We start from the raw sequence: 22386 nt of genomic DNA on the forward strand, positions 1-22386 counted from the left end.
TTTTTGTTTTGTTTGTATGAATTATTTTTTATCGTATGTTGATGTGTTTATTTTTTTATGTTTCATATCTTGAAACAATCATCTCTTCCTTGTTTTTTTCCAACGATCGGTTTGTCTGATGTAGTTTATTTATCGGTTTTGTTTTCATGTTGTGATGGACAGATGATGCCATTTTATTTTTTCATCTTATTCCGCTCATCATGAGGAGCAAAGACATGATGGAACATACATAATGTTGAGTGTGACATCCATTCGATTGATGGAAGGTTGGACAACATCTTTACTTTTTAGAAAACAAGTGCAATGTGACATCATGTTTTCATGTGATGATGATTGGAATGGGGGAGATGGGGGACATGGGGGATTTCTTGTGTGTCATCGGCAAGTGAGACTCATGAGTTGGGGGAGAGGAAAGGGGAATGGGGGATGGTCTGTTTTTATTGAAAAGGCTCGAGGGTCTTTGTTTTGTTTTGATTGTATGTCCATGGATCGGAAAGTCGTTGGAGCAACATCCTGTGCTGCCCAAAAAAGCATGTCTGCAACTTTTTTCTATGGATTTTGTCAGCATTTTTTCTGTATGGATTTCGTATGTATGCGGAAACTTTCTCGTTTTTCTGTCTGCAGCAACTATGCAACAAGTGATGGCACTTTGCCGATTCCTTGAGTCCGTTGGGATTTGAAAATGATGTTTGTGGAAGAAAATGGGGTTGCTTTTGTGCGATTAACACTACAATTCTTGAAGCAAGCGATATTACAGATAAATACAAATCTGAATTCAAGTTAGCTTTAAGCTATAAAGACAAAGATGGCAACGAAATCGATCTAGCGAAACTTCCTGAAGACTTAACAGTCACATTTGCTGACAGCAAAGGTGCGTTCAATGCAGATGGTACTTTAAAAGATGTAACAAAATTACCTGCTAAAGGTAACAAAATTACTGTAGTAGCAACAGTTAAATCTGAATCTCAAGGTGTTAACTTAACTACTGAGTATCAAGTAACAGTTGTTGACGCGGACGACTATAAGGAAGTAACTGATGCTCAATTAAAACTTTCTAGCGGTGTTGTTGTTAATACAGCTGTAGTAGGAGATTCGATTGAGTTAGTACCGACAAAAGCAGTGAAAAACGATGGTACGGTATTAGATGCAACAAAAGAGACTAGTCCTGACACTGTAGGTTGGGGAGCAAACAGCACTGACCAAGTAAAATCTGTCGAATCTTCTAATGTTACTGTGTTAACTGCTGCATACGATGCTACTAATGATAAAGTAGTACTTACTCCTATCTCTGAAGGTACTGCTAAAGTTACTGTAACTTTACAAAGCGGTGCTAAATTCGAGAAAACTGTTACAGTTAAAGAAGCTGCTCGTAAGGCAACAACTGCAACTGCAGAAGCGGTAACTTTATCTACAACTGATTCTTCTAAAACGGTTAAAGTAACAGTGAAAGACCAATATGGTGACCCATTCAAAGCTAGTGGTTTCTTATATGCTCACCCAGGTAAAACTGGCACTGACGCTGTTGTAACAATTACAACAACACCTGTTAGCACAGATGCAAAAGGTGAAACTACAATCACTCTAGCTGCAGCTCCAAACGCTGTAACTGGTACGGATACTGTAAAACTTTCAACTTCTAGCGATGCTACAAAAGATGGTATCGGTACGATACCAGTATCTTTCTTCAAAGCTGAAGACACAGTTACATCTTATGCAATTCGTGTAGCTTCTGACTCTCCTGAGTCTAACGATGCTAAATTAGATGTTTACAATCCATCTGATGACACTGTGAAGTTAGAGTTCATCGGTAAAGACAAAAATGGTGTAGTAGCTAAAATCTTCAACCAAGGAGAGTTAAGCACTGACGGTTCTACAACATACAAAGTAGAAAGCTCAAACGCTGATGTAGCTACTGTAGCTATCGATGCTCAAAAAGACATTTTAGTTACTGGTAAGAAAGCAGGTACTGCTACTATCACAGTTAAAGAAGGTAACATCGTACGTGCTACTTTTGACGTGACTGTGGTTGATTCAACACCATCTATCGGTACATTGTCAGTTAAATCTGGTGCGAAAATTTATGTGAACTCTGGACAAACTGACACATCTGACAATGTGAAACTTGTTGGTGCTGAAACTGCATACCCTACTTTCTATAGCCAACAATCTATCTCTGACTTAATCGAAGTTAAGAGTGGGGACAAAACATTTACTCTTGCATATAACGGAACTAACAAAAACTTTGATGTGAAAGATGGCAGTAACGTAATCGGTACTGTTAAAGTATTCACTTCTGACCCAGTTAACTTACCGTTAAATGCAGATGGTCAAACTTTAGAACCAGCAGATGTATTAGCAGAAAATTCTACTGCATCAGTAATCTTTAAGCTTTACCAAGGTTCTAACGTAGTAGGAACTGTGGCTGTACCGGTAGTATTTGATCAGACTGCTCCGAATGCACCGACTGTTTCAGGTGTAGGATCTGCATTTGCTGATAATAAATTAAACGCTACTGAAGTTGGAACGGCTCAAACATTCAAAGTTGACCTAACTGGTACTGGTGCAACAGCGGGAGATCTAATAACTCTTAGCATTGCTAGTGGCACACCATATACATTGACTTCAAATGATATTACTAACGGTTATGCTAATGTTACTGTATCTGGAACAACATTAGCATCATTAAGCGGTGCTGTGAATGTTACAGCTACTGTAAAAGATAAAGCGAATAACACATCACCAGCTTCAACAGCTTATAGTATCGTTGTTGATAAAATTGCACCAACAGTTTCATCTGTAACATTCGCAAATGGTAGTGGAGCAACAAGTGGCTCATTTGATGCAGGAGATACAATTACAATCGTATTCAGCGAAGCTGTTGCGGCTTCTAGCTTAGGAGTTACTGGTTTAACAGCTGGCGGTTCAGTAACTGGGGTTTCTTTAGCTACTTTCTTTAACACTTCTGGTGGAATCGGTGGATTTGCTTCAGGTTCGTTATCGGGAGTTGTTGGAACAGTTGCATTAAGTGCAGACGGTACAACAGTTACTGTTACTGTGAATAGTGGTGTAGGCACAGGTACAACAGCACCATCAGGTGTATTTACTGCAGCGACTACAGTGACTGATGTTGCTGGAAATGCTGTAACTTCTGGTACAACAGGAACAACTTCAGGTTCGTTCTAATAAAAATGTAAATGACAGTATAAAAGCCAACCAAAAGAGGTTGGCTTTTATACTATACACTGAAAATAAAGGTGAGTTTGTATGGATTATTTAACTAATCATTTGGAAATGGTAAAGGAAGATCTTTTGAATCGGCGCTACACGACAGCGAAAGAACGTTCGTTGTCTTTGTTGAAGAAATTCCCGTTCAGTCCTCAAGCGTGGGTTTTTTTGGGCGAATCATTGTATCATTTAAACTTTAAACATGAAGCAAAAAAAGTTTTTGAGAGAGCTGAATTATTAGATCCGCAAGGTGGATGGATTGATGCAATAAAAAAACTAGACTACAGTGCAAAACAGAGCAATTTTTCAGAAGAAATTGCCGACTTACTAAAACTTCCGAAAGTGACTGTCGCAGCAGCCATTTTAGTAAAAAACGAAGAAAGATGTATTGAAAGATGTATCACGAGCATTTTACCTGCAGTAGATGAGGTTGTTGTTATTGATACAGGTTCGACTGACAATACAATGAATATCGTTAAAAGCTTCCCTTCTGTCAAGATTGTAGAGTTTGAATGGGTAAATGACTTTGCAGCAGCTAGAAATGCTGGATTGAAACATATAAATAGTGATTGGGTGTTATGGATTGATGCGGACGAGTATTTGAATAGTGAGGATATAAACTCGGTTCGGGAAATCGCCGCTATATTTAGTCAGTCATATGAGGATTATATTCCTCTTTTAAGAATAGGACAAGAAAACATCATAAATGGAAGAAGATCCATTAACTATGATATGGCGAGAATGTTCCCAATGAATCGAGGGCTTCGCTATTGGGGGAAAATTCACGAACAAATTGTGTTAGAAGATGGAAGAATGTATCACGGAAAATTCATGAAAAAAGATGTTAAAATTAGAGTATTCCATGATGGTTATGATCCTGCAATCATGAAAGATAAGAAGAAGCTTGAACGAAATGTAGCGCTCTTGAAAGAAATGGTTGATGAAGATAAAGAAAATCCGTTATGGTGGTTATTTTACGGTCGTGAAACATTATCGTTAGGAAAAGTGGATGAAGCCATACCGATTCTACAAAAAGCAGAGGAATTATGCAACAAGCAAGTTCCGTTCGGCAGAGAGTTAGAGTTGTTGATGAATTTAATCAGAGCTTTCATGTTGAAGAAGCAGTACGATACAGCTATAGCGTATTGCAAAAAAGCTTTAGATATAGACCCTAATTTTCCAGACGCTTTATATTACTTAGCGCAAATTAAAATTGAACAAGCTTTACAGCTATATAGAGAAGCTGAACAGCTATTTATCAAGTCGAAAGAAGGATTCAATACTTTTAAAAAGGGAGTTGTATCTCCTAATACCGAAATTAGAGATTATTTGGCAGATATAGGTATAGCTGACGTGGCACGTTTGGTCGGTCATTTAAGCGCAGCAAACAAAATATATAAAAATGTTTATCAGATCTGTCCGCTTAAAGAGCAGATAAAAAAACAAATTGATTTTATAGAAGGACAACGTCAAAATTTGAACTTAGACGCGATGAGCACAACAGCTACTGCAATATCTAGTGAGAAAGAAAGCAAAGTGTCTTTAAGCTATATTTATAAATAAGCGAGAGTCTGTAGAGAATATGACTTTTTATTAGGGGATAGGTGCCTGTCACGCCCGAAGATTAATCAACACAGAGAGCCATGAACGGCTCTCTGTTTCTTTTTCCGCATCAATCAACATTTGAAACATATATTATACTTTTGAACGCCTCCATTCCTTTCGGGGAATGGGGGCGATTTTTGTTTTAGGAGGGAGTCAGATGCAACCAGCAAAACGTGTCAACATTGTGAGCCTGAAGCTCGTTCGTGAGTCTAGCGTGCTGTACAGGGAGCGTCAAATCAAGTCGCCGGAAGACGCGTACAAGCTGCTGAAGCCGTTTCTTGTGGAAGCCGACCGTGAGAAGTTTGTCGTTGTCTGCCTTGACACGAAAAACCAGCCGACTGCCATCAACGTTTGCCATGTCGGAAGTCTGAACGCTAGCATCGTGCATCCGAGGGAGGTGATGAAGGCTGCCATTCTCTCCAACTCGGCTTCCATCATCGTCGCCCATAATCATCCCAGCGGTCATTGCGAGCCGTCGAGAGAAGACATTGAAGTAACGAAACGATTAGTAGAGGCGGGAAGGGTGATTGGCATTGATGTACTAGACCATTTGATTGTTTGCCCTGAACGATATTTGTCGCTGAAAGAAAAAGGATATATTTGAGAGGAGACGAGAAGATGTTACACATGGATTGGTTTGTAAGGACAATGAAAAGAACGTTCAACGTGGCAGTCAACATTGACGAGGTGGGCTATGAAGCGTATGAATTCTATCACGAAGAGTTGGACAACAATCTTGTGCCTGAAGAGCAACTAGAAAAACTACCGAATCCGATGCTTTTTGAGGCTCTAATGTACGTCGATCCAAAAGGGCATGAGTGGATCGCTGGTTTGGTTGTTTCGGAAGAAACGCGGGAAAGATTGTACGAAGTATGGATCAAAGACGGCAAGCGCATCCGTGCGCATTTGTACGTGTCGTGATGAACTCATGACATTTCTTTCGGCAATTTCACGACAAAACGAAATGAATGTCAACCATGCAAGACAGATTCGATGAGTGACAAAGAATCTCTACGATTTCAGTACGAAAAAACTCATGACATTATGATATAACTGTCGTGAGTTGGACGAAAAGGGGGTGACGAAACATGTGGGAAAAAGTTGTCGCAACGGTGGCGGTTGCCGTCGCTACAGAAATCGTCAAACAGTGGATGAACGAAGGGCAATAAGAGGAGGAATGAATGATGAAAGTGTTACCGTGTTCGTTTTTGTGCGAACGATCGTGCAATGTATGTGCGGTGAAAACGATCATTGACATCATCAAAAAGTAACAGCCATTGGTGAATGAGTCATCAATGGTTTTTTGCGTTTTAAGGGGGGCTTCTATTGCAGGAATTACTTACGTCGTTTAAACAATGGCTCATGGAAGAAGGAAAATCGCCAAAGACGATGGAGTCGTATGTCGGAGATGTCGCAAAGTTTCATGCATACTTGATCGAAAAGGCGGTTGATACGAGTCAGCCGCTTTCTCGTTTTACGTTCGTCCGTTATAAGCAATATTTAATAGACAACGAATATGCCATTGCGACAATCAACAAAAAGATTACGAGTTTAAAAGTGTACAATGACTTCCTGCAGAAGAAGGGGATTGTAAGCGACAGCTACATTCAACTAAAGCGCGATCGCATTCACATTGTGCATTGCGATCCTAAAAGTAGACAATATAAATTCCGTTAACCCCGAAGGGATCAGGGCAAAACAGCTTTGATTTCTTTGCGCTCGTTTTTAAGTAGCCTTTCCATATTGAACTGGTGTTTGATAATGAAGAACACCTTGTATGCGTTGGTGGTTGTAATAGCGAATGTAATCATGGATAAGCTGTGTTGCCTCTTCCACACTTTTCGCATGTTGCAAATCCTGATCTATCTCTGTTTTGAGATAGGAGAAAAAGCTTTCTATGCATGCGTTATCAAGCACATTCCCTTTTCTCGACATGCTTGGTGTAATCGAAAATGTATCCATCAGCATTTTCCATCTTGTTGATTGATAAGGCATTCCTTGATCTGAATGAAGAATTAAAGAATCCTTAATGTGTCTGATTTCTAATGCATATAATAGGGAATCTTCCACAAGTTGAACATCGTGTGTTGATGAAATCTGATGCCCGATAATTTCATTGTTGTGTAAATCCATAACGGCAGAAACAAATAGTTTTTTATCTTCTAAGGAAATTTCTGTGACATCTGTGACCCATTTTTCATTCAAACGTGTCGTGGAAAAGTTTCTTTTTAATAGATTTTCATAAATATATCCAGCTGAAGTTGTTTTTTTCACTTTGACAGGTTGTTTTCGTTTCATGCGAGATTGACGTTGTAATCCTAATTCTCTCAGTAGTCGACGTACAACTTTTTCACTTACATGTAGTTGATATTGATTGTTTAACAATGCGTGAATTTTTCGATATCCATATCTCCCTTTGTGTTCATGGAAAATCAAAGAAATATATGCTTTTAATTGTTTGTCTTTCTTAGATTCTTTTTTCTTCTTGCCCGTTGTTTTTAAGTATTTATAGTAACCGGATTTTGAAATCTGTAGTTTCTCACATATTTTAACGACTGGATATTTTGTTTTGAGCTCGTCTACTACTTTGAACTTCGCTGTTTTCCCTCCCTTTTTAAAATTTGCAGATACTTTTTTAACAGTTCATTCTCCATCTCTAGTTGTCGTATGATGAAATCCTTGTCCATTTCAGGGTGATTTCTAACTTTTCGTTTTAGCCCTACTTCCCCATACATTTCATACTGATCTATCCATTTATAAATATAGTCAGGATCTGTAATTTCAAGATGATGTGCAATGACTTTGACGCTCTCTCCCACCAAGGCTCTTTGAACGGCTTCCAGCTTCAATGCTGGAGAATAGCTTTTATAAGTTCTTTGTTTTTTCGACATGTTCATTGGCTCCTTCCAGTCTTCTGTATGAACATCTTTTTCCCGATTTATACATGTCTACTTTTAAAGGCTCACTTCACCCCGAGTAATTGTTTATTGTCTTACTTTTTCATTTTAGTTATAATTTAGAAAGTGATGAAGGATCATAGCTGTATTTGTCGAATGGTACTATGAAACTTTTATTAGTAGGGGAGTTGGATGCAGTGTTAAAACTAAAAACAAAAAGTGATTGTAGAGTGTATAGGAATTGTCGACATGGGTGTTACGGATTTCGCGAGTGTCCGAACTGTGGAAAATTGACGGTGTATGGGGCATTTATTCCAAGACGCTGTTTCCGCCGATGATTTTGCCATCGTTATCACTTCACCGCCCACGTGCCACGACAATCCAATTGCCGCTGCGTTGTTAAGCAAAATGGGGTATATTGAAAAGTGAACGAGTAGAATTAAAAAAACAATTTTTACGCATGATTGTGAGAATGGAACTAGACGAAGCAAAGCAACGATTGTTAATCGGCTTTTTTGAAACATATGTGAAACTGTCTGAGGAAGAAGAACAAAAATTACGAAGCGAGGTGAATGAAATGGAAACGAAAGAAAAAGAACAAGTGTTGGAATTAATGATTTCATATGAGAAAAACGAGAAACGAAATATCGCGAAAGAAATGCTAGGCAAAGGATACGATGTACAAACAATCCACGAATTAACCGAACTCCCGATGGAGGAAACTGAGAAATTGAAGGGCTAGGTGCCTGTCACACCCACGTTCCTCTTAAGGAATTGAGGTGATTTTCATTTTAAGAGGAAGTCAGATGCAACCAGCAAAGTGCATCAACATCGTCAGTGTAAAGCTCGTTCGGGAAGGGAATGTGTTATACAAAGAGCGGCGTGTTCAGTCGCCGGCGGATGTGGATAAGTTGCTGATATCGAAATGTTCGCTATACCTGCGAAATTTGTCGAAAAATACCTTTGAATATATGGGGGGGATTTTCTCGTTTTCTGTCGAATCGCTTGTTCGAAGCGAGGTTCGGAGAAGAGAGGGATGATTGTCATTGGCTAAGAATACAGGAGAAAATTACAGAATCGGCGCTGTAAAGAATCGTTCTCAAGTGTATAATCCAAAGACGGATTCATGGGTGAAACGTGGCGAAGATGGTCGTTTTATGGACGTAAAAACGTCAAGTAATACTCCGTTCAAGGGTGTAAGAAAAGAGAAATAAAGAATTTATTCATTTCCGAACCTCGCTCTTATTAGTTAAGTGAGTGAAAGACGGGGGGATAAGGATGGATCAGATGAAGAAAGTCAGTCGTTTGAAAATGACACAATCTGTTGTTGAAAATCGTTTAAAAAATGCTATCCGTCGATTGTACTATTATGATGTGAGACTAATGGATCATGATGCACATGAACGGTCGATCGTACATCGATTGGCAGTTCATTTAAGCGTGGTATTTTACGAATGGGATGTGGATGTGGAATACAATCGAGATTGCGGGAATGTGAAGCAGATTTACGATAATGACGAACGAAGAGGAAGAAGAGTGTTCCCGGATATTATTGTCCATCGACGTGGGACGCAAGACAACTTGCTTGTGATCGAAGTGAAAAAGTGGCATACTCCTCCCCATTCGGATGAGGATGATTTAGAAAGAATTCAATCGTATTTGTCTTCGCCTACGCTTCAATATCGTTACGGAGCATTTGTAAAAATAGGTCGGTCATTAAAAGACGTTCGTTTTACTGTTCGGGCAGGGGATGTTTATTCGTTATCGTTGGAAAATAACAGAAAAGTTCCTGTCACCACTCGTTTAAGAAGGAATTGAGACGAAACTTGTCGAATGATTGGTTGGAAAAAAAGATTATGTGGAAAGGATGGAGTATATTGGGGAAGATAAAAACAAAAGTAACGGTAGAGCGGATCGGAATTGTCCGTGATGAACAGCGTGCGCTATTACGCGTGTGCAACGATGTGTTTTTAGACGGATGTTTCAGTGATGACGGGGAGAAACGTAAAGTTCCGGTCGGGTTTTCGGGGAAAAAGATCAAAAAGTTAAAAGAATGGAACAATGTAAAGATTTTAAATGACCGTTTGTTTCCTTATTTGTTTAAGGCGTACGAACAGGGGAAAGAAGTGATCGTACATCTAGAAAAAAGGAAAGATGGTTTATACGTTATTGGATTGGAGTTTTGTTAATGAGGCGGTTAAAATCGTTTCAACCGTTTTGGGCACATACGGTGATGTTTTGGGGTGCTGGGGCGACAGCGAGTTTAGGAATGAAGACAACCGATCAACTTGCTCAAGTGATCTTTCGTTTGGCAACAGTTCATGAAAGGCAAAAAGTATGTGTAAAAGAACGGGTAAGAAAGCAATTTCCTGATGTAAATGAACAAGTTCGGTTAGAGTTGGCGGCGTTGCTCGTTTTGTTAGGGGAAGAAGGAAATGAAAAAGAAGCGATGAGCATTTTACGTTTTAGTGAAGAACGAGCTCGTGAACTGCAGCGGTTGTACGACTGGAAAGTGACTTGCGAAGTGATGAAGCGTTGTCCAGGCGTCTTTGAGGGGCGTTTCTCTTTGCAAGATGTTTACAACTTAATTGATCTTCACATTAGGAGTGGACAAGGATTTGTGGTGGGTGGGCGTTTTATTCGTCCGGAGGAGCTCATTGTTGCGCGCCGTACATTAAATATGTTAATTAGTGTCATCCATGCGATAGACTATTATTGTTTGTTAAGTCACCATAAAGAAAAAATAAAACCGTATGTCGACTTTGCGATGATTCTAGGGGAGCGGATGCAGAGGGAAGGCGAGGAAAGAGTAAGGCGCGGCATTTCTCTAATGGATCGGGAGTTTTATTTGTTCAGTTATGCGGTCATTAGTATGAACTGGGATCCATTGTTTTTATGGTTCCTTTTTAATGCTCACCGCGAGCTAAATGAACGAAAAAAAGCACCTCGTGTTGATCGTTTCGGCAATCGCTTAAAACTATTTCATGATTTGGCACATTTCATGGCGGTGCGGCGAATTGATGGAAACGACCCGTCGCCGTGGTTTCCATTTAACGAAACAGTTGTCCAACGTTTAAACGATCTGGAATATAATTCAGGAAGAAGAGTTCGGATTGGAAAATTTTATTTTCCACATGGATGTTACGGATTTCGCGAATGTCCGAATTGCGGTAAATTGACGGTGTATTTAGGGGATGAGTGGAACATTTACTCTAAAACGTTATTTCCACCGATGATTTTGCCGTCGTTGTCTTCTTTCCGATCGCGGTCAGAACAAGAGAAACACGCTCGTCAAAAAGGGGTTTTTGACGGCATGCAATGCGCACATTGCGGACAAATGACAGAGTCGCATCATACAGCGATCGTCATGCAGACGCAATTAAAAGAGGAATATGCCCCTTTTTTAGAGGAAATTCAGCGAGATATGAAAGTGGCGCTTGAACATGCGAAACATATTGTGTTGTTCGGCTATTCACTTCCAGAAGATGATTTCATTTATCGCACGATTTTGTCGGCGCGGAAAAGAGACGGTTCAGTGAAATGTTCGATAGTTAATTTTCAACAAGGTTTACCAGACAAATGGCTTGATCGACAACAGTGGGAAAAGTATAAACTGAGCAACGAATTGAAAAGTTTATGCGAGCGGGTAATTAGCATTTTCGGAAAAGAAAATGTTCGATTGTACGGCGCGGGGATACCTGCAGTGTTTCTTCATAACGGATACGCTTCTGAAAGAAAAGTGCAACAGCTACTAGAGTGGTGAGTATGGCCACACACTGTCCTGCCTTGAAGTTTGATAGAGATAGAGAGTCATTGATCGGCTCTCTATTTTTTTATGTTCCTTGCAGGGGTTTGCTTGTTTTTGTTGAAAAATCTCATGGTGATGAATGAAAGGAGGATGAGGGGAATGGGAATGGTTATTGTAAGATATTTAGCTTTCCCGAGTGTGACTAATGGAATTTCGGTATTTTACGAACATGACGGTGATTCGCGCTGTGCCCAACCGAGCAAGCGTTATAAACATGGATGGTGTCATACGGAGGGCGAAGAGTTGGATGAGTTGGCATTGAAAGTAGGATTTATGACGAGAGAACAGTTTGCGCAGGAACGTAAAAGACAAGGGAAAACGAGTTGGAAAAACGCTTATGCTGAGCAGTTGTCGATCTTTGTCGGGCAGGCGCTTGAACAGGAAGGGATTATTTGGGATGTTAATGGAGTACGCGTTTTATTTATTTGCCCTCGGGGGGAGTTTATTCCTTGGTTTACAACAAAAAAAGAAAAAAATCATACGTTCGATTCAAATAGTTTCCATTCGGTTGAAATGACGAATCGTGAGCGGTTTATAGAAATGAAAACTTATACGTTTAGACGGGGATTGTTAGTCGTTTTATTAGGTGCTGATGATCCGAGTGATTTAGAAAAGGAGGAAGCGACGGAATTCGCTGCGCATATCGCCAAAAAGAAAGGTTATTTTTATCTTTTGGAAAAAGAAGAATATATTAGATTATACGGACAAAACTATCTTGCTGAACGATGTTTCTTTTTCGGAAAATCCAGCAACGTTCCTGTTACCCCTGAAATTTTAAAGAATATTCAAAAAGAAAGAAAGAGATGGTAAGCATCAAATTCGTCCTGCCTTGTTTTTCCTTCGTGTGACGAAATGAATAGCGTTTTCCCGTGTGTCGTGGTGAAATTTGTTGCTTTTCCCCTTGTATGGTTCGTACTATAATGAGGGTGAAAAGGAGTGAGGAAAATGACGTATACGGTCGCGAATAAAAGTCAGTGTTCATGGGTGGCTCCTTCGACTTTACGGGTGACAACTGTTCATGTACTGGATGACCATATTCGATATAGACAAATAGAGGAGAAATTAGCTACATTGGAACAATCGACGATACGTGATGAAGAGACGCTAACATTTCTCCATATGCAAACATGTATGCTTTTTTATATGGACGACGAACGAGAGGAATTGCTCATTCGCATTCGTTGGCTGAAGCAGTTATATGATGTAGCAAAAAAAGTAGATAGCGTAAAAACAAAAAAAGACATTGAACGATTACAGGCGATATTAACAACGCTTCCTCCATCGCCGTTAAAACGAACGATAGAGCAGCAACTACACGAAAAACATGTGGGAGAAGAAAACGACCAACAGTGGCTTGTACCCATCATGGAGAAAGCGGATCCGATCTTTTTAAATTTAGGAAAAGATGGACGTCGTGCAATTATCCGTGAGCTTGAAGAGAAACGGCATTTGCCACTTGATGTTCTTCTCGCTTATGTTCGTGAACGGGCGGTGGAGATAGAAGAAAATGTGCGTCAACTTGCGTGTGTTTCCTCCATCGATTCTTTAGTTGTTGCGCTAGATGCGCTTCCTTTTTCACTTTATCATTCTTTGTCTCATGAAGAAAAACGAGAAGTGGCTGAGCATTTGTACGAGACGAAGCCGTTTCATCGCGGATGCCAAGCTGTGGCGCAAGCGATTGACACGTTTGTGAGAGAGAGGAGAACAAATGAAGCTGTATGGGGAGCGATTGCTGAAGATGGTATGCTTTGCAGGGATGTCGATCAAAAGCCATCTATACAGTATGTAGCAAAAAGAGTAGCAGATGATATATTGACATTTCAAAAAAATGGTGATTGATAAGTGTTGCGAATGGGCAACACTTTTTTTATTGTGCCTTTTCTATTTTTTATAAAAAATAACTTTCATATTTTAATTTTCTATGAAACGAATAATTTTACTAAGAAGGTTTTGTAGATGTAATTCCTCTTTTATCTTCCTCTATAGTTATAAATATTGCATTTATTCTTTTTTGATAGGGTGATAGTATTAGAAATGTAAAACATTATTAAAAAAGTTTCTACGTGCTTTTGGAAATCCAAAGGCCGACAACGGGAACAGGAGGAATCAGTAGTATGGCTTACAACCAAAACTTCCGTAAATTTGTAGCAGGGACTGTATCAGCAGCAGTTGTAGCATCAGCAGTAACGCCAGCATTTGCGGCAGCGTTTACAGATGTAGCTGGTAGCGTTCATGCGGATGACATTGCTGCGTTAGTAGAGAAAGGGTACATAAAGGGATATGCAGACGGCACATTTAAGCCGAATAAATCCCTTACTCGTGGAGAGGCGGCTATCATTTTTTCACGTATTTTAAAAGATGCAGGTTTCCAAGCTCCTGAGAATGCGCCAAGCTTTGCGGATGTGCCAGCAGCGAACAAAGAGCTTGTTGAGGCGGTGGCGATCGTTCGTGCTGCAGGCGTTATGACAGGTGATGAGAGAGGCAACTTCAATCCGAAAGCAAACATGACACGCGAACAAATGGCAAAAGTAGTTGTCGAAGCGTTTAAGTTAACAAAGCCAGCTGATTTCACAACAAACATCACAGACCTTGATAAAGCAGCAGGTTGGGCTCGTGAGTACATTCAAATTTTAGAGGCAAACGGTGTAACGAAAAATACACAATTTAGCCCGAAAGCAAATGTTACACGCGGTCAATTTGCATCTTTTGTCATTCGTGCGTTAAGTGTTAAAGAGCAGCAAGAGGAAGTAACAGCAGCGAATATTGCAGGAGTTTCTTTTGTTGATGAATATACATTAGAAATTGCGTTTAATGGCGAATTGAAAAACATTAATCCAGCAGACTTCGCGATTGACGGTGTCGAAATCGAGTCTGTAACGGTGAAAGCTGCGGCAGCGTCACAAAACAAAGTGACAATCATCGTCATTAAAACGAAAACAAAATTAGAAGAAGGTAAGTCTTATCAAATCGCATTTAAAGGGCAAACAGCAGAAAAAGCAAAAGTTGATGTGCCTGTTGTGACACCAAAAGTGCAAACGATTAGCCCAGTAGCCGACGTCGTTGTGAACGAAGGGGAAACAATCAACCTTCCAAACACAGTGGAAGTGACAATGACAAACGGCGCAAAAGCACAAAAAGCAGTGGCTTGGGAAGCAAAAGATATGAGCCAACCAGGGGAGTATGTGCTTACAGGTACAGTTGAAGGAACAGAATTAAAAGCGACAGTGAAAGTCGTTGTGAAAGCTGTAGCGCCGACTGTGACAGGAGTCGAAGCGACAAACGGTCAGTTAACAGTGACATTAAGCAAAGCTGTCGATAGCGTTCCAGAAGGCATTGTTGTAACGAAAAATGACGAAGCGTTACAATTAGATGCGAATGCATTTACTGTTGTGGATGGCAAAGTAGTGATCGCTGTACCAGTTGTGGAAGCGACATATGAAAAACAAACGATCGTTTACGCTGTTCAATTAGGTGAAACGAAAAAAGAAGCGACAATTGAAGTAGATGCCCGCACAGACTTAGCGGTTTTATATACAAAAGCGGAAACGAACGTAAAAGCAAAAACGACAACTGTAACAGCAACAGTGAAAAACGCTGGCGAGTTGACGAAAGCAACTGTATCGATTTTTGGATATGACCAAGACGGCAACTTAAAACAAAATGCAGAGCTTACACAAGAAGTCGACCTCGACGGCGAGCATGTAGAAGCGACATTTGACGTTCGTACGCTTGTTAGCGGCAACTATGTGGTTGAAGTGAAAGTCGGCGACGTGAAGTCAACAGTAAACACAGCACTTGACTTTGCAGCAGTTGATGGGGCTGTGGCAGCAGTAAACGGAGCGACGACGCAAATTCAACTTTGGAATGCGCTTCAACATGAGTTGTTTGAAAACGTTGCGGTATACAACAACTTAGCCGATTACTTCACAGCGGAGAAACCAGTAGGTGGCTTTAAAACAGTTGCTGAAGTCATCGAGTTTGTGAAAAACATTAACGATGCAAAATTAGCAGCAGCACAATTTGCAGAGTTAAAACAATCGTTAAATACAGCGATTAACGACGTAGAAATTTACAACATTTTACAAGCGAACTTTGAGCGTGTTAACGATGCATACATTAATGAATATAAAGCTGCGATCTTTGAAGCTGGTCAAGTAAAAGCAGACATCACAACAAAACAAGCGCTTCAAGAGGCAATTGATACAGTCAACTTAACGAAAGCAGAAGAGAAAGTTGCTGTAGCGGAAGGAAACGTAACAACAGCAAACTACAATGCAGCGGTTAGCGCGTTAAACTTCGTTGCGCCGGATAGCACAGAAGAAGGTGCACCACAGCCGAAAGCAGCGCTTGCTGAGCGTTTAGCGGTTGTAGCGAAATTGCTTGCTGTTGTGAATGCAACAAATGCTGACCAATTGTTTACAGCTGTTCAAGCGTTAGAAGTAGAAGGATTAAACGCGAACTTAAAAGCAGAGTACTTCGATGCCTTTAACGCAACGGAAAACAAAGATACAGCATTTAACACAGTTGAAAAAGTAGGTGCGTTCGTATCCGATGTAAATGACGCACAATTAACAGCAGCGCTTGATGATATCAACGCAGCGGTAGATAGCGATGGTGAAAACACGCTTGATTCAGAAAAACCAGAAGATCGTGCAGCATTCCTTGGCTTATTGCAACGTTTAGCGCTCGTTGTAAATGATAAAGATACGTTTGATTATGCGATCGTCAACCCAGACTTTGTCGTTGATTATATGGAAGCATTAGCTACACCTACACCATCATATAATGTAGCGACAATTAAAGGGGCGATCGAAACAGCAAATGCTGATGCGATTCAAACACGTCTGGATAACGTCGCTGGCTTCACAGCAGACGCAGAAAAAACAGACGTTGAAAATGCGAATGCATTACTTGCATTGCTTCAAGACAAATACCTTGGTTTAACGAATGTGCTTGCAGCGAACAAGCTTGCTTACTTGGCGGATGTTGAATTACTAAACAGCGCAGCTACTGCAAACGTAGCAAGCCTACAAAAAGCTGTAGATCTCATTAACCAAGTTGTTGTCGTAAATAGTGCAAGCAACGCAACGACATTGCGCACAGCGCTCGTTGATTTCGTAAACAAAGCGAAAGAGGTTGACCCAGGCTACAACGCAAATGCATACTTGACGCTGACAAGCGCTGTACGATTAGAAGTGGCACAGCTTGTATTAAATGCTAAAGAAGAGCCATTTGCAGATGTAGCAGCTGTGAAAGATGCACTCCAAACTGCCATTGCAACGCATGCAGACAAACTTGCGCTTGTTAACGGCTTAACATCAGGAAGCACGATCGTGGAAGTGCGCGATGCTTTAGCAGCTTATGACTATGCGCCATTTAACAGCTACAGCTATGCAGATCAATTAGACATTGCAGAGCACTTCAAAAATGCATTGCCATTTAACCAAGATGGCGCTGTAAGCCCAGCATTCAGCACATTAGCGCAAATTAACGCAGCGATTGATGCAGCGATTGCAAAATTAGGTCAATAAGTATGAACGTAGAGAGTCGAGTTGATTCGGCTCTCTATTTTTTTATTTTTAATGGTGGAATAGCAAATCATTTCATGTTTATATATGAAAAAATGGTAGACAAAAACATGAATGATATTATATATATTAACTTGTAGGGTATAAAATGTCAATCATGGAGGTGTTTTCATCTAGTTAACTTTTACTCTTAAATTAAAAACTACTTCCATTAAGAACAGGGGGAGAATGGTGAAGAAAGTATTGTCTCAAAGTGCACTTTTGTTTGCATTTCTTATTATGTTTATGATGCCGTTTCAGACCCATGCTGAGACAACGGTTCCAGAAGGATTTTACATTGTGAAAGGACAAGAAGGAGCGTATTACTCTATCGATGATCTCTTTCAAGCGGATACAAAGCAACATGTTATTGATTTAATTAACGATGTAGGATTGGATCGGGTATATATCGTTTCAGATGGACGAATTGCGAATTTAAATGATTTTGTGTTTCATAAGTTACAAGGGGTACCTGTCACAGCTGATACGATGCCACGCGTATCATTCGTTGATCGACTAGGCAGAGTTGTTTTTGCTCCGTCTACTGTTACTGTGCCGACTGTTATTGCTTCGAGTGGCGTATATGGTCCAAGTGAGGGGAAAGAGATTATTCAAGGGAACGTGACAGTAAATAGCAGTGGAGTTACCCTTCGCAATGTTCACATTACAGGCAACTTAACAATTGGTGAAGACGTTGGGCAAGGTGAAGTGACGCTTCAAGGTGTGACTGTTGACGGACAAACGATTGTTAAAGGTGGCGGGGAAAATAGTGTTTACTTCCGCGACTCTGTTTTGATGACCGTTATTGTCAACAAAAATGATGGAAAAGTGCGCATTGTTGCCGAGGGGGCTACGAAAGTTGTCGATTTGCAGCTGGAGTCATATGCAATCGTAAAGGAGATGGGATTGACGGGTGACTCACCAGGTTTTACAAATGTTATAGTAAGAGAAACAGTTCAATCCTCTGATCCGAATGTTCAGCTAGAACTTGCAGGAAGTTTCGAAACGGTTAATTCTCGTGCCGCAAATGTTCGTATTCATTTAACGGATGAAACGAGCATTGAAACGTTAGTGTTACATGCGATTGCGGCTATTACAGGGAATGGAGCCATTGACACTGCGACTATTCGTGCAGAAGATGTTCAATTATCGACCCGCCCAAGTAATCTTGTTTTGCAAATCAATGGTTCTGTACGAATTGGAAATGAAATTGTAAGCGAGAGCTACTCTTCTACCGGGCAGGCGACGCTTCAAGCGATACGAGCGACACAAGGTATGATTCAAGTTCATCTTTCTAGTTATCTAGCAGGCTTAACAATCGAAGATTTTTCGATTACGGCAAAATTAAATGGTATGCCGATCCAATTAGAAAACTTAGAGTACGATCAATATAGGGGTCGTATCATGTATGAGCCAATTCCATTAACGCCGGATAATATGAACAAGATTCTTGAGATTACAGTTGCTCCTTCTGCCCAAACATCAAAATTGTCAGGAACTCCAAAGACAACAACGGTATTGTTGCAAACAGGTTTTGAGGGGTATATTACAGATGTTTATGGAGCAGGAATCGAAGGAATAACAATTAAATTCCGCAGAGGGACAGATGCAAGAACAGGTGCGGTCGTTAAGGAAGTAACGACTGATCAGCATGGATACTATTCCGTTGCGTTAGACCCTGGAACGTACACAGGAGAAATTTCTGGGGCTGGTTTTGTGACAACGTATATGATTGCGGTTGCACCAACAGACTCATATAATACAAATCAAAACGAAACAGCGATTCGTGCTGCAGGAACTAGCGAATTAAAAGTGATGTTAACATGGAATGAAAAACCACGGGATGTCGATTCTCATCTTGTTGGACCGACTCCTGATGGTGGAAAGTTCCACACATGGTTTGCGGATAAAATATATGTATACAATGGGATTATTTACGTTGACCTTGATTGGGATGATACTCAATCATATGGACCTGAAACAACAACAGTCCGTAAGCTAGTTGATGGTACGTACACATTTATTGTTCACAACTATTCTGAAGAACACCCTCTAACATTGTCTGGCTCGAAGGTGCAAGTGTTTACAGGGAACGCAACAGCAGCGAATTATGAGTTTACTGTACCGACAAACGGTACAATGGAAGACTTATACTGGACTGTATTTGAAATGGTCGTTTCAAATAATGGTCAGAACATTAGTATTCGCCCGATCAACACACTTTCTCGAGATATTCCAACTGTATTGCGTGAAGCGGGATATACTGGGGGAGACAGATGGGATATACGTGAACGATTGAGTGAGCTCGTTACTGAGATTGGGCAATATTTGAACGAGCATCCAGAGTTAGCTCAATCGAATGAAACAATAACGTTGCGTAATTGGTTAACGACTGCTGAAAGCATGCTTACGAACCCAGATGCTACGGAAGAGGACTTGTCTCAAACTTATGATTACTTGTATAATGAATGGCTACCATTCTTGAATGCACAAGATTGATAGCGAAACAAATATGAATATGAAGGGGAGGAGGATCTCTTCCCCTCTTTCTTCAATATGAGGAGAGGTTTATGATGAAGCGATTGATATTTGTATGTATATTGGCCATGATTTTTGCTATACCTTTGCATCCTCGTGCTGAGACAACGGTTCCAGAAGGATTTTACATTGTGAAAGGACAAGAAGGAAAGTATTACTCGATCGATGATCTTTTGCAAGCCAACACAAAGCAACATGTTCTTGATTTAATTAACGATGTAGGATTTGATCGGGTATATATCGTTTTAGATGGACGAATTGCTAATTTAAATGATTTTGTGTTTCATAAGTTACAAGGGGTGCCTGTGACAGCTGATACGATGCCGTCTGTTCCGTTTTTTGATCGATTCGGAAATTCAGTGCCATTCCCATGGGATGAATGGTTAGAAGTTGTAGAAGTGGAATAATAGAAGAAGGAAGAGGAGAGTATGAAACGTTTTGTGTCGCGTGTAGTTATTTTTCTTTGCCTGTTCCTAACCATCCCATCACTAACATTTGCTCAAACGTTGAGTGAAGAAGAAAAGTTAGAACGGGTCCGTTTTTTTATTGAGAACTATTATTATAAACAAGTTGAACCGGAAGTGCTTCAACAACAGACGATTCAAGCAACGATCGACAAGCTTGATCCATATTCGCAATATATGACATACGAAGAATGGAAAGAGTTTTTGGATTCTATTTCTCCAAGTGTTTCAGGCGTTGGAATATTCGTAGAGGAAGACGAGCTTGGTTTGCGAGTGGTTGATATATTGGATGGTAGCGACGCCAAACAAGCCGGCTTACAAGTGGGAGATATCATCGTACAAGTAGACGCTTATTCATTAAAAGGCGTTCCGCTTGAAGAAGCGATTACTTACTTACAAGGTGAAGAAGGGACGTACGTTCGTTTATCGGTGTATCGTCCGAGTATAAATGAATATGTGACGGTCATTACACGTCGTCAAACGATAGATATCCCGACAGTGTTTCATAAAAAATTGGGAGGAAATATCGGTTATATTGCTCTATTGAGTTTCGATGAACAAGCGGCAAGCGATATGCAAAAAGCGATTGTCGAGCTCGGAAATGTGAATGGATACATTGTTGATCTCCGTTATAATGGCGGTGGATATATTGACACGGCTTTAAAGGTACTCGGATTATTCCAGAATATTCCGCATGCAACGTTCATTCAGGCGAGAGATGAACAAGAAATGCTTGATCCAATTACACAACCTGTGCAGTTTCACAAACCGGTTTCACTTTTAATAAATGAGTTTAGTGCAAGTGCTTCGGAAATGGTCGCCGCAGCGCTACGTGATTACCATGCAGCGACGTTATATGGTCAGACAACGTTTGGAAAAGGAACGATGCAACAAATCTTTACAATCGACTGGGATCATCCAGATGAATCGGACGTATTGAAGCTAACAATTGCGGAGTTTTTCTCACCAAAAGGTCAGAAGATCAATCAGGTGGGAGTGCCTCCCCATATTGTAACAGCGGAAGGAGAAGAGCTTATTCGTGCTCATCATGATGCCCTTCGGCAAAAATATGTATATAAAAAGTTAAAAGAGTTAGAGAAAACAGCAGGAACAACAGAACTCGTTGTTACGTTTTCGGCTCCGATCAATTCCCAAACTTTACAAAATGAAATGTTCCAATTTGTTGAACTCGGTGGCGAAGAAATTCCGTTGACTTATGAAGTCATATCTGAAAAACAAGTAAAATTGCGACTAGCTGAACCGTTGCAGATGTTGCATACGTACGCCCTTTACATTCATCCACAGGCAAAAAGTAAAAATGGAAAAGTAATGAAGAAAGGTTATGAAATCATTGTACGTGTGAAGTAAACTCTATTAGGCCTGCGCTTAATAGAGTCTTTTTTTTGTATATATGTTAGTGATATAATAATGTCGTATGAACGTGGATATGGAGGAATTCATATGAATAAAAAAGGCAAGTGGCTCATCTTTTTACTCGTGGTGCTTGCGACTAGTTTGTTTTACTATGTCAATCATCAAGAGGGACAAAAGGAGGCTGGGGTAAAGGAAGAAGTACGTGTGAAGCAAGAAGGAAATGATGTCGTTGCTGAAGTCATTGTCGATGAGAAAAAATCAGATAAAGAAGTCATGGCGATGATGCAGTCGCAAGCGAAAAAGCTTGCAGAGGAGTACAAAGGGAAAACGATTTATCTTTCTGCGATTCGCAATGGGGAGAAGGTAGCGAATATGACAGTTGGTGATAAAAACGTGCAAGCGAATGAGCAGAAACCAACAAATGAACAAACAACAAAACCAAAGGATCAGAAACCAAATCAACAGGTGGGTGGAAAAATGAACATTACAGAAGCAAAAAAAGTAGAATTTCTAGCAGGTACATATGCTTATAAAATTACAGGCAAACTGCCAGAAGAATCAAAAGCAACGGCTGTTGTTGTAAAAATTGGATCACAAACGTTTGAACAAGCTGTTGGAGAAAATGGTGAATTTGAAGTGGCGAAGATTGTAAATGAAGAAGTCACAGAAGCCATTGTAGAAACAAAAGGCGGGGACGAGGTAATTTCTCAAAAAGTTACATTTTAAAAGAGGATGAGAGTTTAAAATGGTACCTGTAGGTAGGACACTCGAAAAAAAGAGTGTTCAACCTACAGGTATTTTTATATACTTGAATTTAAGAATATGGGGGGTAGGGGACAATATGAGTAAAATAACTTTTTCATCTAAAGAGATAAACATACTTCAAAAAAATCCAAATGTACAACGTG

18 protein-coding genes and 2 pseudogenes are annotated in these 22386 nt (G+C 40.2%); 18 read left to right on the top strand and 2 right to left on the bottom strand.

Annotation, left to right across the window (positions count from 1 at the left end; all coding sequences use genetic code 11):
* Window positions 1-669: 669 nt before the first annotated feature.
* The 6 genes from EKC99_RS09390 to EKC99_RS09415 all read left to right on the top strand — a co-directional run bounded on the left by EKC99_RS09390 (window position 670) and on the right by EKC99_RS09415 (window position 6507).
* Window positions 670-3183: a beta strand repeat-containing protein gene (locus EKC99_RS09390; protein ID WP_163151608.1), complete on the top strand. Its 2514-nt coding sequence runs from the start codon at window positions 670-672 to the stop codon at window positions 3181-3183.
* Window positions 3184-3264: 81 nt separating this feature from the next.
* On the top strand, window positions 3265-4788 hold the full coding sequence (locus EKC99_RS09395) for a glycosyltransferase family 2 protein (RefSeq protein WP_163151610.1): 1524 nt from the start codon (window positions 3265-3267) through the stop codon (window positions 4786-4788).
* A 199-nt stretch (window positions 4789-4987) separates the two neighbouring features.
* The gene (locus tag EKC99_RS09400) at window positions 4988-5434 is read left to right on the top strand and encodes a JAB domain-containing protein (RefSeq protein WP_163151612.1); all 447 of its coding nucleotides are present in this window, start codon (window positions 4988-4990) and stop codon (window positions 5432-5434) included.
* A gap of 14 nt (window positions 5435-5448) precedes the next feature.
* Entirely contained in the window at window positions 5449-5751 is a 303-nt protein-coding gene (locus tag EKC99_RS09405) for a hypothetical protein (protein ID WP_163151614.1), read from the top strand.
* Between the two features lie 169 nt (window positions 5752-5920).
* Window positions 5921-6085, top strand: a complete 165-nt coding sequence (locus EKC99_RS09410; RefSeq protein ID WP_163151616.1) for a hypothetical protein — start codon at window positions 5921-5923, stop codon at window positions 6083-6085.
* 71 nt (window positions 6086-6156) lie between these two features.
* Complete coding sequence (locus tag EKC99_RS09415; protein ID WP_163151618.1) at window positions 6157-6507, top strand: site-specific integrase; 351 nt, start codon at window positions 6157-6159, stop codon at window positions 6505-6507.
* Window positions 6508-6555: 48 nt separating this feature from the next.
* On the opposite strand, the pseudogene EKC99_RS09420 reads toward EKC99_RS09415, so the two are convergent.
* Window positions 6556-7407 (bottom strand): annotated as a pseudogene (locus EKC99_RS09420) (IS3 family transposase); the annotation flags it as partial.
* A gap of 5 nt (window positions 7408-7412) precedes the next feature.
* Window positions 7413-7721 carry a transposase gene (locus EKC99_RS09425; protein WP_240468840.1) on the bottom strand — a complete coding sequence of 103 codons (309 nt, stop codon included), beginning with the start codon at window positions 7719-7721 and terminating at the stop codon, window positions 7413-7415.
* 381 nt (window positions 7722-8102) lie between these two features.
* Here EKC99_RS09425 and EKC99_RS09430 point away from each other — a divergent pair.
* The 12 genes and pseudogenes from EKC99_RS09430 to EKC99_RS09485 form a co-directional block, all read left to right on the top strand.
* Window positions 8103-8469, top strand: a pseudogene (locus EKC99_RS09430) (DUF4351 domain-containing protein); the annotation flags it as partial.
* A gap of 304 nt (window positions 8470-8773) precedes the next feature.
* Window positions 8774-8941 carry a hypothetical protein gene (locus EKC99_RS09435; RefSeq protein ID WP_020424582.1) on the top strand — a complete coding sequence of 56 codons (168 nt, stop codon included), beginning with the start codon at window positions 8774-8776 and terminating at the stop codon, window positions 8939-8941.
* 64 nt (window positions 8942-9005) lie between these two features.
* On the top strand, window positions 9006-9545 hold the full coding sequence (locus tag EKC99_RS09440) for a hypothetical protein (RefSeq protein ID WP_163151622.1): 540 nt from the start codon (window positions 9006-9008) through the stop codon (window positions 9543-9545).
* A 59-nt stretch (window positions 9546-9604) separates the two neighbouring features.
* The gene (locus tag EKC99_RS09445) at window positions 9605-9916 is read left to right on the top strand and encodes a hypothetical protein (RefSeq protein WP_163151624.1); all 312 of its coding nucleotides are present in this window, start codon (window positions 9605-9607) and stop codon (window positions 9914-9916) included.
* The gene (locus tag EKC99_RS09450; RefSeq protein ID WP_163151626.1) at window positions 9916-11490 is read left to right on the top strand and encodes a hypothetical protein; all 1575 of its coding nucleotides are present in this window, start codon (window positions 9916-9918) and stop codon (window positions 11488-11490) included. Before EKC99_RS09445 ends, EKC99_RS09450 begins: the two co-directional genes overlap by 1 nt.
* Window positions 11491-11634: 144 nt before the next feature.
* Window positions 11635-12345, top strand: a complete 711-nt coding sequence (locus EKC99_RS09455) for a hypothetical protein (protein ID WP_163151627.1) — start codon at window positions 11635-11637, stop codon at window positions 12343-12345.
* Window positions 12346-12480: 135 nt separating this feature from the next.
* Window positions 12481-13374 (top strand): hypothetical protein, encoded by an 894-nt coding sequence (locus EKC99_RS09460; RefSeq protein ID WP_163151628.1) that lies wholly within the window; start codon window positions 12481-12483, stop codon window positions 13372-13374.
* A gap of 275 nt (window positions 13375-13649) precedes the next feature.
* Entirely contained in the window at window positions 13650-17066 is a 3417-nt protein-coding gene (locus EKC99_RS09465) for an S-layer homology domain-containing protein (protein WP_163151629.1), read from the top strand.
* A 225-nt stretch (window positions 17067-17291) separates the two neighbouring features.
* Window positions 17292-19601 carry a hypothetical protein gene (locus EKC99_RS09470; RefSeq protein ID WP_163151630.1) on the top strand — a complete coding sequence of 770 codons (2310 nt, stop codon included), beginning with the start codon at window positions 17292-17294 and terminating at the stop codon, window positions 19599-19601.
* 71 nt (window positions 19602-19672) lie between these two features.
* Window positions 19673-20047 (top strand): hypothetical protein, encoded by a 375-nt coding sequence (locus EKC99_RS09475; RefSeq protein ID WP_163151631.1) that lies wholly within the window; start codon window positions 19673-19675, stop codon window positions 20045-20047.
* Window positions 20048-20068: 21 nt separating this feature from the next.
* Window positions 20069-21472 (top strand): S41 family peptidase, encoded by a 1404-nt coding sequence (locus EKC99_RS09480; RefSeq protein ID WP_163151632.1) that lies wholly within the window; start codon window positions 20069-20071, stop codon window positions 21470-21472.
* A gap of 93 nt (window positions 21473-21565) precedes the next feature.
* Window positions 21566-22204 carry a hypothetical protein gene (locus EKC99_RS09485; protein WP_163151633.1) on the top strand — a complete coding sequence of 213 codons (639 nt, stop codon included), beginning with the start codon at window positions 21566-21568 and terminating at the stop codon, window positions 22202-22204.
* Window positions 22205-22386: the final 182 nt, after the last annotated feature.

It is taken from the genome of Anoxybacillus sp. MB8 (assembly GCF_011006755.1).
In the GTDB taxonomy this organism is placed as follows: Bacteria; Bacillota; Bacilli; order Bacillales; family Anoxybacillaceae; genus Anoxybacillus; species Anoxybacillus gonensis.

Bases quoted from the DNA above. Each gene is read 5' to 3' on its own strand.
- EKC99_RS09395 (WP_163151610.1), top strand. From the start codon at position 3,265: ATGGATTATTTAACTAATCATTTGGAAATGGTAAAGGAAGATCTTTTG.
- EKC99_RS09400 (WP_163151612.1), top strand. From the start codon at position 4,988: ATGCAACCAGCAAAACGTGTCAACATTGTGAGCCTGAAGCTCGTTCGT.
- EKC99_RS09405 (WP_163151614.1), top strand. From the start codon at position 5,449: ATGTTACACATGGATTGGTTTGTAAGGACAATGAAAAGAACGTTCAAC.
- EKC99_RS09425 (WP_240468840.1), bottom strand. From the start codon at position 7,721: ATGTCGAAAAAACAAAGAACTTATAAAAGCTATTCTCCAGCATTGAAG.
- EKC99_RS09440 (WP_163151622.1), top strand. From the start codon at position 9,006: ATGGATCAGATGAAGAAAGTCAGTCGTTTGAAAATGACACAATCTGTT.
- EKC99_RS09450 (WP_163151626.1), top strand. From the start codon at position 9,916: ATGAGGCGGTTAAAATCGTTTCAACCGTTTTGGGCACATACGGTGATG.
- EKC99_RS09455 (WP_163151627.1), top strand. From the start codon at position 11,635: ATGGGAATGGTTATTGTAAGATATTTAGCTTTCCCGAGTGTGACTAAT.
- EKC99_RS09460 (WP_163151628.1), top strand. From the start codon at position 12,481: ATGACGTATACGGTCGCGAATAAAAGTCAGTGTTCATGGGTGGCTCCT.
- EKC99_RS09465 (WP_163151629.1), top strand. From the start codon at position 13,650: ATGGCTTACAACCAAAACTTCCGTAAATTTGTAGCAGGGACTGTATCA.
- EKC99_RS09470 (WP_163151630.1), top strand. From the start codon at position 17,292: ATGGTGAAGAAAGTATTGTCTCAAAGTGCACTTTTGTTTGCATTTCTT.
- EKC99_RS09475 (WP_163151631.1), top strand. From the start codon at position 19,673: ATGATGAAGCGATTGATATTTGTATGTATATTGGCCATGATTTTTGCT.
- EKC99_RS09480 (WP_163151632.1), top strand. From the start codon at position 20,069: ATGAAACGTTTTGTGTCGCGTGTAGTTATTTTTCTTTGCCTGTTCCTA.
- EKC99_RS09485 (WP_163151633.1), top strand. From the start codon at position 21,566: ATGAATAAAAAAGGCAAGTGGCTCATCTTTTTACTCGTGGTGCTTGCG.